The sequence below is a fragment of the Burkholderia mycopellens genome, from assembly GCF_964265025.1.
Lineage (GTDB): Bacteria > Pseudomonadota > Gammaproteobacteria > Burkholderiales > Burkholderiaceae > Burkholderia.
Map to the genome: position 1 here is coordinate 422,047 of NZ_OZ183804.1, position 14,303 is coordinate 436,349.

A 14,303-nucleotide genomic window follows, 5' to 3' on the forward strand; every position below is an offset into this window, starting at 1 on the left:
AGCGGGGCACGGTCATGCGCTGATCGATGTATTCCCACGACCAGCCGTAGGCAAGCGCTAGGTCGTTGTAGATGCCGTGCCAGTCGATTCCCCCGTGCCTGCGTCTCCGTTCGCTGCCTTCGCCTTGAATCCCGAAATGCCGAGCAGCGCGAGCATGGCGCTTTGCGCGTTCGCCACGTCGAGCAGGTCAAGCAATTGATCGTTGGTCACGTCCGGGTAATTCCGATTGATGCTCGCGAGAATCACCGTCACGAAAGCGGCGCGCGTCTCCGGGTCGGAGACAAACGAGCCGCCTTTGTTGACCACTGCCAGCGGCTCGGCGAGGGTTTGCAGCAGCTTGAAATTGAGCGGCGGGATAACGAACGTCCGACCCGCCAGCACCACAGAAACGCCGTCGATAAGTTCAGCCATCATCGCCCCCGTTATTGCGTCGTGCTGATTTGCATCACGCGGTTTTGCGTGTCTGCGAACGCGCTGTAATCCATTTGCGGGATGACAAAATCATCCAGCTTGGTCTGGATCGCCAGCTTCGAAGCCACGACGTTGAACAGGTGCGCCGTCACGCTCGACCCGTTGTACGGCAGGAACACGTCGAGCGCGAACGTCGGCGTATAGCCGAGCGGCTGCGAGGTGATGACTTGGTTCTGTACCGTCGTGCTCGACGCGGTGTATTGATAGTTGATGAAAACCTTTTTGCCTTCATCAGCAGCGGCGAACGTGTACACGCCAGCACTCACGCTGTACTGGCCCGTGGTCGGGCCGGACGCGACGACTTGCATCGGGTTGCCGTTCGAGTCGAGCACGCCCAGGTCGGCCGACCACGTGCCCGAACTCGGCGGGGTGACGGTGATCGTGTAGGGGCCGCTCGACGGAATCAGCTCGCCCGTCACGTCGAGCACGTCGGCGAAAATGCCGGACGATTGCGGCTGACCGAAAAACAGCGACGCCCAAGCGCGGCCGTTGATCTGCGCATTCTTGATATTGCCGCTGATCTTGGCCGTGCCGCGACCAATCGCGACCGGGAATTGAAGGGTGCCGTACAGCTCTTTCGTCGAGAAATCGATATCGATCGAAATCTCTTGAGCGACGCCAAAACGAACCGGCGTCGGGTTGCTGATGGCGTTGCCCTGCGAATCAGTAAGCGGCGTGCCCCACATTGCACCCGCGCCAAAGAGGGTTTGCATGGCGTCTACTCCGTTGAAATGTAATGCGGTGGTTTCAGCCGGTCACGTACATCTGAACGGGCACGATTGCGACCGACTGATCCTGCAACGTGCCTTCCACAATCAACACTTCGCCTTCGATCCACGCGTGCTCAACCAGCCCGCCGAGCGTCTGGTTATTCATCGGGTCGCCCGGCGCGGGCGCGAGCGCGTTATCGATCGCGTCGAGAATCGTGTTCACGGCAGTGGCGGGAATAGCTGCGCTGTCGCCCGCTTGCGCGTACACGACGAGATCGACAAACAGGTGGTACTTCTTCGGCAGGCCGCGCCGCTCGTGCGCGATGCGCTCGCTTTTCTGCACTTGAAAAACGGCAGGCTGTTCGCTCGGCGGCACTTGCGACGCGAGCTGAAAGCGTCGGCCGATCGTCACCGCATACGGCGCGACGGCAGACTGGACGAGCGCGAACAAAGCCGCATAGATGGGTTCGCGCTGGATGCTCATGTCATTCCTTCATCGCGCGCAGTGCAGCGCGCTTGAGGTCATCAACGATCGTCGAGCGCAAGTCGGCAAGCGAGCTGCGCATGTACGAGTGTTCGCGGATCGGGATAGCGTGCGGGAGCGTGCGCGGCAGGTTCGGCAGCTCGGCCGCAACCTTGTTCGAAATGAATTCGAAGCCGCCCGCCGTCGGCAGGTAGGCAGTGCCGCCCGGATGATTGACAACACCCCCGTATTCAAGAATCCGCGCATATGGGGTATTTGCGCCCAACACGCCGACGACTTGATCGGGGTCACCGAACTCCATGTACGGCGTGATCGAAGCCGCCAGCGTGCCCGTTTTGCGGTTCAATACCTGACTCGCAAGTTTCTGCGTGACGACGTGGCGCTGTAGCTTTATCAGGTCGTCATAGATCGCATCGCGCATCGCCGAGCGAAGGCGTTCCGGCATCGTCCGGAAGTGGGCGACCACGGCTTGATCGCCCGTTACCTCGCTGTCGAAAATCACACCGGCACCTGTTTCTTGTACTGCGACAGCAAGACCGCCTGTGCAGGCGACAGCGCCGAATCGTCATAGACGATGTGCTGACCATCGACGCCGACCGCGCCGGACAGGCCGATGTGATCGCGCTGCCGATACCGCAAGCCGACCAGCTCGTTTGCGCACTGCGCGAGGTCAGCCGGGATCGTCGTAAAGCCTGCCGTGTACACAAGCTGAACATTGGCGATGCCAGCCCAAAACAGGTAGCCCTGCAATTTGATGCTCGTATCGTTGAACACGTAACCGACGCCGGGCCAGTTAGGCGAGCCGACCGTGGGCGCGGGCGGGATGACGAGCGAGCCGATCATGACCGACTCAACAGCGGTGATCGGGTAGTGCGCGACCGACATAGCGCGCGTGCCCTTGCCGTCGCGGACTTCGGTGAACTGTTGCGAAACAAACTCGCGGTCACAGTACGTTTCGATGTATTGCGACGCGGCGGTGATAAGCGACGACAGCAGCGCGTCGTCGTTCGTCGTCGTGACCTTGCACCACGCTTTGACGGCCGCTAGGGTCGTCAGGTCGTTCGCGGCCATGTCACACCTCGCTTACTCGGTCTTGGGCGTGTCAGCGGCGGCAGGAGCCTTTTCGCCCCATGCCGGGTTGAGGCCCGCGTCATCCTTGAGCATCAGGCCGTGCGCTTGCGCTTCGGCCACGAATTCCTCTTCAACCTCGACGAAGCCTTTTTTAATTTCGAGCAGTACGCCTGCGATCGAAATCGAGTTCAGCCAGTCGGGCGCTTTCATGCGTACCAGAGCCATCACGTTCCCCTCGAAAATGAAAAAGCCGCCCCCGACCAGAGGGGCGGCCCAACCACGCTCACTTGCAGGGTTTAACCGTTGCCGATGTTGTTCAGCACGCCCATTGCGAACGGGGCGTACACCGCGAGCACGCTTTCGGCGTACACACCCATTTCGTAGGCGCGCGTTTTCAGCGGCCAGTCAATTTCGTAGTAGTCGCGATGGAGGTGAACCTCTGCGACCTGCGGGACTTCGTTGTTCTGGTATTGCATCGGCAGGTTTTGCGTCCAGAACAGGATCGTGCCGGGCGGGATGGTCGGGTGGATCAAGATCGGAACCTTGTAGCCACCGTTCGCGCCGAACGGGTTGAAGTACGCTTCGATGCTGCCGCCAGCGAAAATCGCGTAGGGCGAGTTACCGTCACGCGTATAGCGCAGCAGCGGGCCGCTCGACGAGTTCAGAATCTTCGCGAGCATGTTTTGATATTCCTGCGCGTTGACGTACAGGATATCGGGCGACACGCGGTACAAATCCCACATGCGGCGGAACGCGGTATCAATCTCGTTGATCGAGCCGCGCGACGATGCCGTGAGGAAAGTACCGGTGCCAGCGGTGCCGGTTGCGAACGTGTTGACATACGCGCCATTCGTCGGGTTGAGCGCCCACGACAGCAGGCCGTCATAGCCGAGCGAGTTTTGCGAGCAATCAGCGGTGATCGCGCTGGCGTTCTGGTTGCCGGTCGAAAGCGACGTGAGGGCCACGCTGTTGATCGTCGTGATTGCTTGCAGCGTTTCATTGCCTGCGGTGCCGACGTACCACGCATAGGCCATCGCGCCCGTGACCGGCGCAACGCTCGCGCTGATCGTGTTCGTGCTGCCGGTGATCGCGCCCGTGCTCGTCGCGCTCGACTTCATCGAGCTGCCCGAGTTCAGCGTGAACGTTTGGCCGTCTGCGCCGGTCACGCTTTGGCTCGTCGGCACGCCCGTTGCCGAGACAGTCGCGACGCGGTACGCGGTATAGGCGAGCGCCACAACGATGACGTTGTAAGTGCCTGCCGCGACCGTGCCGCCCGTCGATGCGCTCGATACCGAAGGTGCGCCCGGCGTGCCGAGTGCGATCGAGAGGTTCGATCCGAGAATCGCGTCCTCTTCCTTCATCATCATTTTTTGAAGCAGGCGAATGGCTGCGGTCGCGCGCACGTCCTCGAACTCGCGGCCAGCCGATTCGGCTTCAAACGTCACGCTTTCTTCTTCGCCGAGCGTCGCATACGACGCAAGCGCGTTCACGGCGCTGTAGCTCATGCGCCCAGCGCGTTGACCTTCCGGCACGAAGCCGATCGAGTCATAGCCCGAACCCTGAATCGCGCGAATCACTTTCCAGCGAGTCGCCGTGTCGCCACGGCCGGGCACGCGCGGGAGGCTGTTGCGGATCGGCGTGAGAACCGGGTACAGGTTCTTTGCCGGGGCTTGCAGGTCATACGACACCAGCCCGGTGCTGGTGGTCACGGTGTTCGCTTTGTTCAGCGGAACACCCATGTCGGCCGCAAGCGCGCTTTTCACAAGCGCTTGCAGCTCTGCCATATTCAGGGAACCCATTTTGATTCTCCAAAAAAAAAGCCGCGCCTCACGGGGGCGCGGCGCGGCCTGAGAAAACTACGGGGTTAGGTGGTTGTCATTTGCTCGGCGCGTTCGGGCGAACAGCGCGGGCACCGTATTTGTGGATGAACTTGACCATCGGCAGCGGGTCGCCATCGACTTGAGCCTTTGCCGCGAGGGCCAGCTCATCGTCCATCGTCGTGTTACCGCCGCCGTCGTTCACGCTCATATCAGCGGCCTTGTTCATGGACTTGAGGACGCCCTTGGTCGGCGCGGGCATGTCCTCAAGTTCCTTGATGCGGGCGTGCGCTTTGGCGAGCGAAACGACGAGCTGCGCGGCCTTCTCCAAGCCGGTCTTGCCATCGACGAGTTCAAGCCCGGCGGCCTTGCACAGCTCGTCAACGCCTGCGGCCATTTCGAAATCGTCGTCCAGGTCGTCGGCGTCGTCGTGCTGGTCGCTGCCCGCGCACATCGCGCCAGCCTTCACCAGCGAATCATGGGCGGCTTGCAAATGCGCGAGGTCGGCAGCGCTGTTGCGCGCCCCGATCTTTTCGAGTGCTGCGGCGGCAGCAGCTTTAGCGGCGTCATCGTCTTTGTCGTCGGTCTTGTCGGCGTCGCCTTTCTTGTCGGCGGTGCCAGATTTGGCACTTCCGTTATCGTCGGCGTCGTCACCGTCAGCACCACCGGATTTATCGTCGCCGTTATCGTCGTCGTCGCCATCACCGTCACCATTTTCAGCCTTCGCCACGGTCGTGGCGGCGGTCATCTTTTCCCAATCGTCCGGGAGCATGTCCTCCGCGCCGAGTGCCTTCGCGCGGGCCTTGATGTGCTTCTTCACGGCTTCCGGGTCTTTCGCGCGCCCGTATGCCTTGATCGCGTTTTCGAGATCGGATTTGTTTTCGATGGGGAACGAACCATCCGGCATCGCCTTGTGCTCGTCGGCGTCCTTCTTGCGCTGGTCGCTGCTGAAATCGCGTTTCTGCAAATCGGTGAGCGCAAGTTTGAGAACTTCGCGCGGATCGATATCGCCTTTGTTCAGCAGCTCGGCGAGCTGGTCAATCGCTTGCAGGGTTTCGGTCGCGCCCGTGAACTTGCGCATTTCTTCGCTACCGTCCGACTTCACCACCTTGAACGTCGCCGACGGAATGCACGGGTAATCGACGAGCGACCCTTCGGCCGGGATCGCCTCATAGCGGCGGTGCCCTTGGTCGTCCCAAGTCTTGCCGTACTTGCCGCCGATAGAGAAGCCCGTATAGACGCCTTCGAGCACCTTGTTCCATTCTGTGTCGTCCACGACTTTCGCGACCGCTTCAATGCGGCGGTGCTCGTCGTCAAACTGCAAATCGGTGAACTTGCCAGCCGCGACCTTGCCGTGCATCGCGCGCAGATTGCCGACCGACTTGCCATCGGTCGCCTTCGCGATATCGCCCGACCACGCGGCGAAATGCGGCTTGCTCGACGCGTAGTCGAGCACCTCGCCAGAGCGGTCAATTTCTTCGGCCGCGAGCGTTCCGTAGACCAGCCGCTTTTCAACGTCTACTTTCGTGAGCGGCACAAAAATTTTCAGGCTCATGATTCGTCCTCATCATTCGCGTAGGTGGTGCCGACAATCACGCAGCGGCAATTAGGGTGAGCAGGCGGGGCGGCGTCGCCACTCGGGAACGCGTCATCAAGGGGAATGTCGCCCGCTTCGGCGTTGCCTTGACAGACCTCCTCAACCTTGTCGTCCTCGGCGGTGCTCCATGCCTTTTTCTCGACGCGGCCATCCGATCGCCACGCGTCTAGCGTGCCGTTCGAATTCGCAAAGCGCGCCTCTGTGCGCGCGATCATGTTGGCCCGGTTGTAGGAGAAAGCCGAGTCATCGATGATCTGGTTCGTGAACTGTTCGGCAGACCAGCCCTGCATCAGTGCGTCACGCGTCAGCGACTTGATCGCCTCGCGCGTCGTGTCGTCGATCCGCCACCGTGCATCCGGGTTATCGACGAGCCGACCATCAACGCGTTTCATGCCGATCATTTCTGCGGCGCGGCCTTCGGCCCACTCGACCGCCGCATCGTTCACAACGTCAAAGTTCACTGCGCTGCGCGCTTCGCTATCGGTCAGCCCGTCGCGCAGCTCGCCGACTTGAATCACCGCCTGCGCGCGCGACCCTTTGTATGTGCGTGCGAGGGGGTCGAAAATTTCGTCGGGGAGTGTTTCAAAGGATGACCAGTCCAGCTCGTCGTCGAGTGCATCGGCCGCTGCTGCGGCGCTTGTCTCGTCGAGCGGCGTGGTCGAGTCGGTTTCGTCATCGTCGTCACCTTTCGCAGCCTTGTGCACATCGGCGCGCAGCTTGTCGAGCTTCGGCCCGGCCTGCCGCGCAATGTCGTGCGACAGCTCGGTTAGAAAGCGCTGCATCGTCCGCTTGATGCGCGCGCGCTGTACTGCGACCTCGCGCCTCTCAGGGTCAGGCATGACAAGCCGAATCAAGCTGCCTTTTTTTTTTCACCTGCGGCCTTGGCAACCTTCTCGGTTGCGTTGTCGTTATCGTCGCCCTTGCGGGGGGCGCGTCCGCCGCCGTCGTCCTCATCGGGCTTCAAACCTTGCGTACCGCTCGGGCGCGGCAGCACTGTGGTGGACTCGGGGGTTTGCAGCGGATCGAGGCCCAAGTTTTCGCGCACTTCGTCCGGGACGATTACCTGATTCATCAAGTAGATTTGATCGATCTGCGCCTGTTGCAGCGGATCGACGGCATCGTTTTCGTTCCACACGAACTCGATATCGGTCGCCTTCCAGTATTTCGTGATGACGCCATCAATCAGCGTTTTCAACCACTTTTTGAGCGCGGCTTGACCTTCGGCGATCGACTGTTCACGCGCGGTCTGCGCCGTGGCGCGGTTCTGCTGTTTGATAAACGGCGTCGGCTCGACGCTGAACGCGTAGCACACGACGCGCGCCAGCCATTCGTCGAATTCGTCCTTGAGGCCCGGCTCACGCGTCTCGACGTAATGCCCGCCGCCCGGCATGAATCGCGTTTTGCGACGCTCGGCCGTGTTGCCTGCCAGCAGCTCATCCCAATATTCTTGAAACTGCCTGATCTGTTCGGAGTTCCACGTGTCGGGCAAACCGATGATCGAGTCCGGCAGCGAACCGTCTGTGTAGTATTGAAGCGTCGCGAGGTTGCGCCGAATGCCGGTGTTGATCGTGACGAGAATTTGCTCGACGGGGCTATAGCCGTATGCCTTCCACGATCGCCGGTTTCGCGGCCGATAAATCAGCTCGTCGAACGTGTATTCAACGGCAGGCAGCCCCTTGATGATCTGCTGATAGGCCGGGTCAGGCGGCATCGGCGTGCGGCCTGCAACGTCGTATAGCGGCTTGATAAGCGCGCCGTCCATAATTTCGAGCGCGTAGAGCTGCCCGCCGCGCGTGAGTCGCGGCAGCAAGCACGGCGCGTCAATCACGAACAGGTCATCAATCAGCATGCGTACCCAATCGCTCCAAGGGTTCACCTTGTCCGGGTACATCAGAAACGACGTGATATCGGCGCAGCGCTTGTCGGGCTGCTTCGATTGATCGCGATACCGAATCTGCCAGTCGAGCTGTTCGAGCTGATCCTTTCGCGTCTCGATGACGATGCGCAGCAAATCCCAGGTATCGGCGAGCATGCGCAGCGAGTGAAAATCGACCAGCTCATCGCCGCGCGGCGTAAAGCGCTGGTTGTACCCGACCGGGTAGTCGTAACGGCGACCCCACACCGCGTCCTGTGCGACCGGCTGAACCGGGTTCAGCGGCCCCATGAAGTTCTCGGGGCCGACACCATCAATCACGGTCTTGACCGGATGAATCACGCCCGCTTCGGTGACGCCTTGCGGAGTCGGTGCGTTCGCAACCGGGCCGCGCCCCGTCACGACATAGCGCAGTGCCTGCACTGCACGACTGACGACGCCGGGGCCGAGCGGCGTAACTTTCGCGCCCTTCGTGTCAGGCATGATCGCGCCCTCATCTAACGCCCATTGGGCAGGGGTTTATACTCATACGGGTAACGCCCAATGGGCGTCTATGGTTGGCCGTACCGCGCACGCGCGCGCGGCTAACCGGGAGACTGAAATGTTTGAATATCGAATCAGCGTTGCACTTGATCGCGGGCACACTGGCCGCGCTGTTCACCTGTTCACAACCGAATGGATGAAGCGCCCTGAGTTCGACGTTGCATGCCCGCACATCGTCGATAACTTCCTTCCGATGCACGGCTATCGCATCAGCGTCCACAAGCGCGATGCGCGCATGCAAATTGGCGCGCTTTCTGACTTCGAAGAGCTGTAACCGGGGACGAACATGAAAAACACTCAAGCTGTCACGCCCGCAGATATCGAACGCTGCGCCGAGTACGACGATCTGAACGACGCGGTTTGCGAGCTGCAAGACATTGCCGGGATCGAGACGGGCGACCGCGCCGGGATGTGGTTTGCGACGACCGATTGCGATGTGTGGCCGATCGCGAGCTACGAAGCACGCCGCGACATGCTCGCCGCGTACATCGCGCACGAAGCGCAGTATCCGAACGACTGACCGGGGGCGAACATGACCGAACTTCATGAAGTAGCAAGCGCGATGCTGTTCGACTATCGCGCGTGGCTTGCGAAGCAAGCTGACACACACCGCACGCTCGCGAACGCGCAGAAGTTTGTCGACCGTGACCCGCTGCTGTCCGGCGCTGCGAAGCCGCGCCGGGAATACATCGCGAAAGCGCTGCATCGCGAGTCGGGCCGCATCGCGCAGCCGTCAGTCGTGCCGACGCCGGCCGACGTGCGCGCAGCACGCGAGCATGCCGGGCTATCGCAGACCGAGGCCGGGGCGCTCGTACACGTCAACGTGCGTTCGTGGCAGAAATGGGAACTCGGCGAGCGCGCTATGCACGCCGCATTTTTTGAGCTGTTCCTCATCAAGACCGGGGCTTAACATGACACTCTTCGCAAAAATCGCAATCGCGATCGTGCTCGCCGGGGGCATCGGCTACGGCGCGCATGCTGTCTTTGTGCCGCTCGTCGCGGCGCTTCAAACTGTCGTGCACACGCTGCCGACCGGCGATGACCGGGGCGTGCATGAATGAACGACGCAGCACACGAAAAAGCCCGCTCATCGCAGCGGGCTTTTTTTCGGCTGTCACTGACACGTGTATGTGCTGCGCAGCAGCGGCGAAAGATAGATGACGATGACGACGACCGCGCATGCAATCGCGATGCCGCGATAGACCGACTGCGCGATCGGCTCGATCTGCGCGATCGACACCATGAACAGACCGGCCCCGAGCAGTGCGTGCACGACGAGCACGACGAGTAGCGTCTCGGCGGCGTCCATCACCGAATCCGGACGACGTTACCCTCTGCGCGGGCCGCTTCTTCGCGCTCGCGCTTCTTCGCGACGACACCGGCGAAGTAATCGAGAAAGCCGGTTTTCGCGTCGAGAAACAAGCCGAGTGCGCCGCCGCTGGCGTCCGCATCGTCGTCGTGCGGCGCGTCGGGGAATCCTTCGAGCTGAGAGAAATATTCCTCAAGCCACGGGCCGCGCACGAAATCGATGTTCCCGGCTTCACACTGCGCAGAGAACGGGCCGAAGCGCGTAATCTTGTCTCCGCGCTCGGCGCGCGCTGTCGCGATGTAGCCGGACAATGCACCGATCATCGCGAGCGCTTGCGCCTTCCCGGCTTGGCCGGGGTCTTTCGGTAGCCCGATGCGGCAGCGCGGGCCGTCTTGAATCGCGATGTTCTGGATTGCTTCCTCGACCTTGTGCGGCGAGCCGCGCAGGCGGCACACGTGCAGCACACACCAGCGATTGCTGTCGCGGTACTTGCCGAGCTTGACGCCGACAGTCCAGTCGGGGTCATTGTCTTGCGTCTTATCGGTCGCGGCCAAATCCCAGTAGCGAACCACGTCCATATTCGCGGGAGCCACATCGATGACTTTGACCCAATCGCGGCGGAAGTAAAGCCCGGCAGTCGGACGGATTTTCCAGTTACCGCCGAGCAGTCGCATGCGCTCGACATACGGCAGCGCTTGCAGGTTCGCGAGATAGCCGGGGTCATTCGCGAGCAGAACGGGATTGTCGTAAATCTGCGCGGGAATGAAGGTGAGCGTTTTCGGGAGGCAGTCCGGCCCGAGTCGATCAATCAGCTCTTCGTGGCTGTCGGCCCATTCGATCGTGTCATTCTTGCGCGCGAACCAGCGCAGCACACCGGCGCGATCGTCGAGCGGTAGGCCGGTCTGCTGATCGATCCACCATTCGATTAGCTCGGACACCCACGACTCGGCGTCCGGGTTCGTCGTCGCGCGCACGTAGGGGCGTACACCACACGTCGAGCGATTGCGCGACAGCATGTAAAAGAACTGGTTGCGCGAAAAGTGCGTCAGCTCGTCGAACCCGATGAACGGCACTTGCGCACCCTGCCACTCGTACACCGACATTTCATGTTCGAGGTGCGCGAGTTTCAGCTTAGAGCCGACAGCAGGCCACAGATATTCCAGCTCATGTTGTCGCGCTTTCGCGCCGAGCTGCATGTAGATGGATTGCGACTCGTCCCACAGACCACCGGGGTTGCGAATCTGCGTCGTGGTGCGGCGAAAGAACACGCCGTAGAAGCCGCGCACGCTCAACACATGGCGCAGCGGATCGAGCAGCAGGCCGAACGATTTGCCGCCACCGGCAGCGCCGCCGTAGATGGCGATATCCGCGGGCGTCGATAGAAACATCGATTGCGGCCCGGCCTGCGGCTGCAAGCGCTTCTCAGGAGCGCCGCTTGAGGGTCTGCGTGCCATCGCCGTGCGCGTTCGCTGCGTCGCGCCCGTTGTCAGGGAGATAGACGACAAGGTTCTGACGCTCGCCACCGGTCAGCGGCTTGCCGTCCTTGCCGGAAATCTCGATCGAGTCCGGGGCGAGCCAGCCAGCTTGAGAACGAAGCCAGAAAATGCACGCCTGGACAGCTTGCGGACTATTGCCGATCGCCTTCTTGAACAGCGACTGCGCAACCATTGCGTTCGCAACGTCGCGACCGTCTTTCAGCTCTTTCGAGAAATATTTGCGCAGCGTCTTAGGCGTGACAGGGAGCCCGGTATCGGGGTTGACGATGTGCTGCACGATCACGTCAAGTTTCATCCCGCACGCGGTCATCACGCGCACGGTCATGCGCTGGTCGTGCGTCGGTTCGAACGGCTCAAGCTGCCCGTCTCGGATGCGCGGGTGCGTGCGCTTGAACGCGCTTTTGCGATCCGGCGGAATAGGCTCGCAGTCGGCAAGCGTGCGCGGCTTCTCTTGCTCGGTCATGGCGACACCTGAAAGATGGAGCGTGAGGGTCGGCGTCACACCGCCGCTGTACCGGTGGAACCGGCCATCGCTTGCTTCTCACGCATAGGGGGTTTCGGATACGGCAGAGACAGCGGCAGCAGCTTCGCGCGCAGCTCGTCATCGAGCGGCATCACATATCGATGCTTGCCGACAGTCGCGCGTTTCGGCAGCCCGGCCGGGTCGGCGATCTTGCGCTCACCGCCGAAGGCGCCGCCGCTGACCTCGCGCTGATGCTTCCAGCGGCCTTCGTGGAAATACTCGACACTCGGCGCGCTGCGGCCGAGATACAGCCAGTTCCCGGCTTGATAAATCCCGCCGTGGTGCCCTTGATTCGCGTCAGCAAAGCTGACGATCAAGCGCAGGCCGGGCGAGTTCGTGCGCAGCAGCTTGATAGCTAACTTCACGATCCGCGACACGGGCGCGTCATGCTTCGTCAACGCGATTCGCACCAGCTCGCAGCACTCAAGCTGCGTGAGGCCGTAGGGCGTGCCGAGCTGGGGCGATGCACCCCGACCGAAGAGCACGCAGCCGATGAACTTGTCGCGTTCCCACACACCGACTCGCACTAGCGGCGGCATCGGCATGCGCTTGCTGTAATGCCAGTGCATCACGGCATACGTCGCAGCTTCGTGCGAGCACCAGTCAAGGCGCAAATCACTTTTCGAATTCATGGCCGCAGTTCGGACACACGCACTTGGCTTTCTGGTCAAGCTTGCCCTGGCTGTCTGCGTCGGCCGGGCCGAACGTCGGCCCGACCAACAGGTCGGCGACTTCTTCGGGCTTGAACCCGAGCAGCGACACGTCAAATGTTTCGTTCAGCTCGCCGAGTTCAAGCGCCAGAAGTTCGGTATCCCATCCAGCTTGCTCGGCAAGCTTGTTGTCGGCGATCACATACGCGCGGCGCTGCGTCTCGGTCAGGTGCGACAGGCTGATCGTCGGCGCTTCGGTCTGCCCGAGCTTGCGCGCGGCGAGCAGGCGACCGTGACCGGCAATCACGTTGCACTCGTCATCGATCAACACCGGATTCGTCCACCCGAACTCGCGAAGGCTCGCAGCAATCTGCGCGATCTGCGCATCCGAGTGCGTGCGGCTGTTACGCGCATACGGGATCAATTCGTCGATCGAGCGATACGTGACAGCGAGCATGGAGACTCCCGAGCTACGAAATACAGCGCGAGTGAAAAGTGACCAGTGACAGGCGGGGGGCCGCCGATTTTGTTCACGCGCTACTTAGGGCCGCACCGCCGAGCTGCCGCGCCTGTTCGGGTGCAGTTTTCGGGCTGTCTCCCGCCATACGTCTACGGTCGTCGGCTCATGTCGAATGAACAGCACGGGAATACAGCCCCGTAGAGACGATGGCAGGCGCGGGGGATATCAGCATAGCCAGAGGGGCGCGGCGGGCTGCTGGTGAGGCTGTATGCGAGCCGGGGCGGCATGTCCAGCCCTCACGCTCACCTCACTACGCGACAGCACGGGCGACTCGTCGAGCAACCCGCCGCAACTGGTCGAGCTACAGCGGGCGGGGGGTTAAGGCCGAAACGGAGTCATTTCGCCTTCCCACATAATCGCCCGATGTGAACTCATTCAAATCGGATCTAGCACACACGCGGCACTCACTGTTCAGCACGCCTAATCGGCTGTGTGAGCTGATGCGAATCGTTGTCGGCGCATCGATCGAGATTCAAAGCCGTACAGGTTTGAATACAGCTTGAACGCATCGCCATTGCCGACAATTTGTCCACTTTGGCCGAATGCTAGGTGGTTTGTAACAGGAGCGCAAGTGAGTACCCACTTACCCGGCGGGCCTTGCGGCATTAGGGCATACCCTAACGTGTCACGGAGCGGCAATCAGGCAAAATCTAAACAAATGTAAAATCATGTGAAGAAATCAAAAAAAAATGATTCGCCGCCAACAGGTGAACAAACCGCGACGCTACGTGACCCATAACACGAACGGAACGAAATGAATTCGAACGACATGACCCGCGTGTGGCGAGCCGAGGACGGCTACACGGATTACCGGGTTTTCACTAATGGCCGAGACGCCCTTGTTTCTCGGCTGCTTTTCACCTACGCAATCCTTTCGGACATGACTGTCCACGGCTACGGCGACCGGTGGTGCTACTCGTCCTACGCCGATGCGAAAGCCTCCCTTGACGCATGGGACGGCGAAGGTGAGCCGACTGGTTGGCATCGTCATCCTGATTCTGGCCGCCGTCGTGAAAACGGCGACCCGAACCGGGAGACGATCAATTGGTGACTCGACGCCAGCCGCCTATCGACGTGCACCAGTGGCAGGAGTGCGCGCAATCGATCCTCGATGACGCCCGCGTGTGCCAGATATCCCGCGCACACGCGGGCGCACGGCCGACGAGCCGTAATCCGTCCTGGCTGCATACCCACAACGATCTAGGCTATGTGCTGAACGTCCTTGAACGTTTCGCACGC

General features: G+C 61.3%; 20 protein-coding genes. 5 read left to right on the plus strand and 15 right to left on the minus strand.

Annotated features, from left to right (window positions below):
* Nucleotides 1–57: 57 nt before the first annotated feature.
* From ACPTTC_RS35705 to ACPTTC_RS35750, 10 genes are all read right to left on the minus strand, one after another.
* Nucleotides 58–411, minus strand: coding sequence for a hypothetical protein (locus tag ACPTTC_RS35705; RefSeq protein WP_423396025.1), 354 nt, complete (start codon nt 409–411; stop codon nt 58–60).
* Nucleotides 412–422: 11 nt separating this feature from the next.
* Complete coding sequence (locus ACPTTC_RS35710; protein ID WP_423396026.1) at nt 423–1,184, minus strand: hypothetical protein; 762 nt, start codon at nt 1,182–1,184, stop codon at nt 423–425.
* A 34-nt stretch (nt 1,185–1,218) separates the two neighbouring features.
* Nucleotides 1,219–1,665, minus strand: a complete 447-nt coding sequence (locus ACPTTC_RS35715) for a hypothetical protein (protein ID WP_423396027.1) — start codon at nt 1,663–1,665, stop codon at nt 1,219–1,221.
* A 1-nt stretch (nt 1,666) separates the two neighbouring features.
* Nucleotides 1,667–2,167, minus strand: coding sequence for a hypothetical protein (locus tag ACPTTC_RS35720; RefSeq protein WP_423396028.1), 501 nt, complete (start codon nt 2,165–2,167; stop codon nt 1,667–1,669).
* On the minus strand, nt 2,164–2,736 hold the full coding sequence (locus tag ACPTTC_RS35725) for a head-tail connector protein (RefSeq protein WP_423396029.1): 573 nt from the start codon (nt 2,734–2,736) through the stop codon (nt 2,164–2,166). Before ACPTTC_RS35725 ends, ACPTTC_RS35720 begins: the two co-directional genes overlap by 4 nt.
* Before the next feature lie 12 nt (nt 2,737–2,748).
* A complete protein-coding gene (locus ACPTTC_RS35730) occupies nt 2,749–2,961 on the minus strand; it encodes a hypothetical protein (protein WP_423396030.1) in 213 nt (70 codons plus the stop codon).
* 71 nt (nt 2,962–3,032) lie between these two features.
* A complete protein-coding gene (locus tag ACPTTC_RS35735) occupies nt 3,033–4,535 on the minus strand; it encodes a hypothetical protein (RefSeq protein WP_423396031.1) in 1,503 nt (500 codons plus the stop codon).
* 76 nt (nt 4,536–4,611) lie between these two features.
* Nucleotides 4,612–6,108 (minus strand): hypothetical protein, encoded by a 1,497-nt coding sequence (locus tag ACPTTC_RS35740; RefSeq protein WP_423396032.1) that lies wholly within the window; start codon nt 6,106–6,108, stop codon nt 4,612–4,614.
* Nucleotides 6,105–6,989: a phage minor head protein gene (locus ACPTTC_RS35745; protein WP_423396033.1), complete on the minus strand. Its 885-nt coding sequence runs from the start codon at nt 6,987–6,989 to the stop codon at nt 6,105–6,107. Before ACPTTC_RS35745 ends, ACPTTC_RS35740 begins: the two co-directional genes overlap by 4 nt.
* A gap of 11 nt (nt 6,990–7,000) precedes the next feature.
* Nucleotides 7,001–8,506: a phage portal protein gene (locus ACPTTC_RS35750; RefSeq protein WP_423396034.1), complete on the minus strand. Its 1,506-nt coding sequence runs from the start codon at nt 8,504–8,506 to the stop codon at nt 7,001–7,003.
* A gap of 118 nt (nt 8,507–8,624) precedes the next feature.
* Between ACPTTC_RS35750 and ACPTTC_RS35755 the strand changes: the two genes are divergently transcribed.
* The 4 genes from ACPTTC_RS35755 to ACPTTC_RS35770 are packed head-to-tail and all read left to right on the plus strand — an operon-like array spanning nt 8,625 to nt 9,627.
* Nucleotides 8,625–8,840: a hypothetical protein gene (locus ACPTTC_RS35755; protein ID WP_423396035.1), complete on the plus strand. Its 216-nt coding sequence runs from the start codon at nt 8,625–8,627 to the stop codon at nt 8,838–8,840.
* A gap of 12 nt (nt 8,841–8,852) precedes the next feature.
* Entirely contained in the window at nt 8,853–9,086 is a 234-nt protein-coding gene (locus ACPTTC_RS35760) for a hypothetical protein (protein ID WP_423396036.1), read from the plus strand.
* Between the two features lie 12 nt (nt 9,087–9,098).
* Nucleotides 9,099–9,476 carry a helix-turn-helix domain-containing protein gene (locus ACPTTC_RS35765; RefSeq protein WP_423396037.1) on the plus strand — a complete coding sequence of 126 codons (378 nt, stop codon included), beginning with the start codon at nt 9,099–9,101 and terminating at the stop codon, nt 9,474–9,476.
* Nucleotide 9,477: 1 nt separating this feature from the next.
* Nucleotides 9,478–9,627, plus strand: coding sequence for a hypothetical protein (locus ACPTTC_RS35770; protein ID WP_423396038.1), 150 nt, complete (start codon nt 9,478–9,480; stop codon nt 9,625–9,627).
* Nucleotides 9,628–9,680: 53 nt separating this feature from the next.
* Here the strand turns inward: ACPTTC_RS35770 and ACPTTC_RS35775 are convergent, their stop codons facing one another.
* From ACPTTC_RS35775 to ACPTTC_RS35795, 5 genes are all read right to left on the minus strand, one after another.
* A complete protein-coding gene (locus tag ACPTTC_RS35775; RefSeq protein WP_423396039.1) occupies nt 9,681–9,875 on the minus strand; it encodes a hypothetical protein in 195 nt (64 codons plus the stop codon).
* Nucleotides 9,875–11,290, minus strand: a complete 1,416-nt coding sequence (gene terL / locus ACPTTC_RS35780) for a phage terminase large subunit (protein ID WP_423396040.1) — start codon at nt 11,288–11,290, stop codon at nt 9,875–9,877. The genes ACPTTC_RS35775 and terL overlap by 1 nt, the downstream gene beginning before the upstream one ends.
* A gap of 7 nt (nt 11,291–11,297) precedes the next feature.
* A complete protein-coding gene (locus ACPTTC_RS35785; RefSeq protein ID WP_423396041.1) occupies nt 11,298–11,873 on the minus strand; it encodes a hypothetical protein in 576 nt (191 codons plus the stop codon).
* Complete coding sequence (locus tag ACPTTC_RS35790) at nt 11,870–12,409, minus strand: hypothetical protein (protein WP_423396042.1); 540 nt, start codon at nt 12,407–12,409, stop codon at nt 11,870–11,872. Before ACPTTC_RS35790 ends, ACPTTC_RS35785 begins: the two co-directional genes overlap by 4 nt.
* Nucleotides 12,410–12,509: 100 nt before the next feature.
* Nucleotides 12,510–13,001, minus strand: coding sequence for a ParB/Srx family N-terminal domain-containing protein (locus tag ACPTTC_RS35795; RefSeq protein ID WP_423396043.1), 492 nt, complete (start codon nt 12,999–13,001; stop codon nt 12,510–12,512).
* An 817-nt stretch (nt 13,002–13,818) separates the two neighbouring features.
* Here ACPTTC_RS35795 and ACPTTC_RS35800 point away from each other — a divergent pair.
* Nucleotides 13,819–14,115 (plus strand): hypothetical protein, encoded by a 297-nt coding sequence (locus tag ACPTTC_RS35800; protein ID WP_423396044.1) that lies wholly within the window; start codon nt 13,819–13,821, stop codon nt 14,113–14,115.
* The last annotated feature ends 188 nt before the right edge of the window (nt 14,116–14,303 follow it).

Coding starts and splice junctions, on each gene's coding strand:
- ACPTTC_RS35710 (WP_423396026.1), bottom strand. CDS start 1,184: ATGCAAACCCTCTTTGGCGCGGGTGCAATGTGGGGCACGCCGCTTACT.
- ACPTTC_RS35755 (WP_423396035.1), top strand. CDS start 8,625: ATGTTTGAATATCGAATCAGCGTTGCACTTGATCGCGGGCACACTGGC.
- ACPTTC_RS35750 (WP_423396034.1), bottom strand. CDS start 8,506: ATGCCTGACACGAAGGGCGCGAAAGTTACGCCGCTCGGCCCCGGCGTC.
- ACPTTC_RS35730 (WP_423396030.1), bottom strand. CDS start 2,961: ATGGCTCTGGTACGCATGAAAGCGCCCGACTGGCTGAACTCGATTTCG.
- ACPTTC_RS35715 (WP_423396027.1), bottom strand. CDS start 1,665: ATGAGCATCCAGCGCGAACCCATCTATGCGGCTTTGTTCGCGCTCGTC.
- ACPTTC_RS35725 (WP_423396029.1), bottom strand. CDS start 2,736: ATGGCCGCGAACGACCTGACGACCCTAGCGGCCGTCAAAGCGTGGTGC.
- ACPTTC_RS35795 (WP_423396043.1), bottom strand. CDS start 13,001: ATGCTCGCTGTCACGTATCGCTCGATCGACGAATTGATCCCGTATGCG.
- ACPTTC_RS35765 (WP_423396037.1), top strand. CDS start 9,099: ATGACCGAACTTCATGAAGTAGCAAGCGCGATGCTGTTCGACTATCGC.
- ACPTTC_RS35740 (WP_423396032.1), bottom strand. CDS start 6,108: ATGAGCCTGAAAATTTTTGTGCCGCTCACGAAAGTAGACGTTGAAAAG.
- ACPTTC_RS35770 (WP_423396038.1), top strand. CDS start 9,478: ATGACACTCTTCGCAAAAATCGCAATCGCGATCGTGCTCGCCGGGGGC.
- ACPTTC_RS35745 (WP_423396033.1), bottom strand. CDS start 6,989: ATGCCTGACCCTGAGAGGCGCGAGGTCGCAGTACAGCGCGCGCGCATC.
- ACPTTC_RS35760 (WP_423396036.1), top strand. CDS start 8,853: ATGAAAAACACTCAAGCTGTCACGCCCGCAGATATCGAACGCTGCGCC.
- ACPTTC_RS35775 (WP_423396039.1), bottom strand. CDS start 9,875: ATGGACGCCGCCGAGACGCTACTCGTCGTGCTCGTCGTGCACGCACTG.
- ACPTTC_RS35705 (WP_423396025.1), bottom strand. CDS start 411: ATGGCTGAACTTATCGACGGCGTTTCTGTGGTGCTGGCGGGTCGGACG.
- ACPTTC_RS35800 (WP_423396044.1), top strand. CDS start 13,819: ATGAATTCGAACGACATGACCCGCGTGTGGCGAGCCGAGGACGGCTAC.
- ACPTTC_RS35735 (WP_423396031.1), bottom strand. CDS start 4,535: ATGGGTTCCCTGAATATGGCAGAGCTGCAAGCGCTTGTGAAAAGCGCG.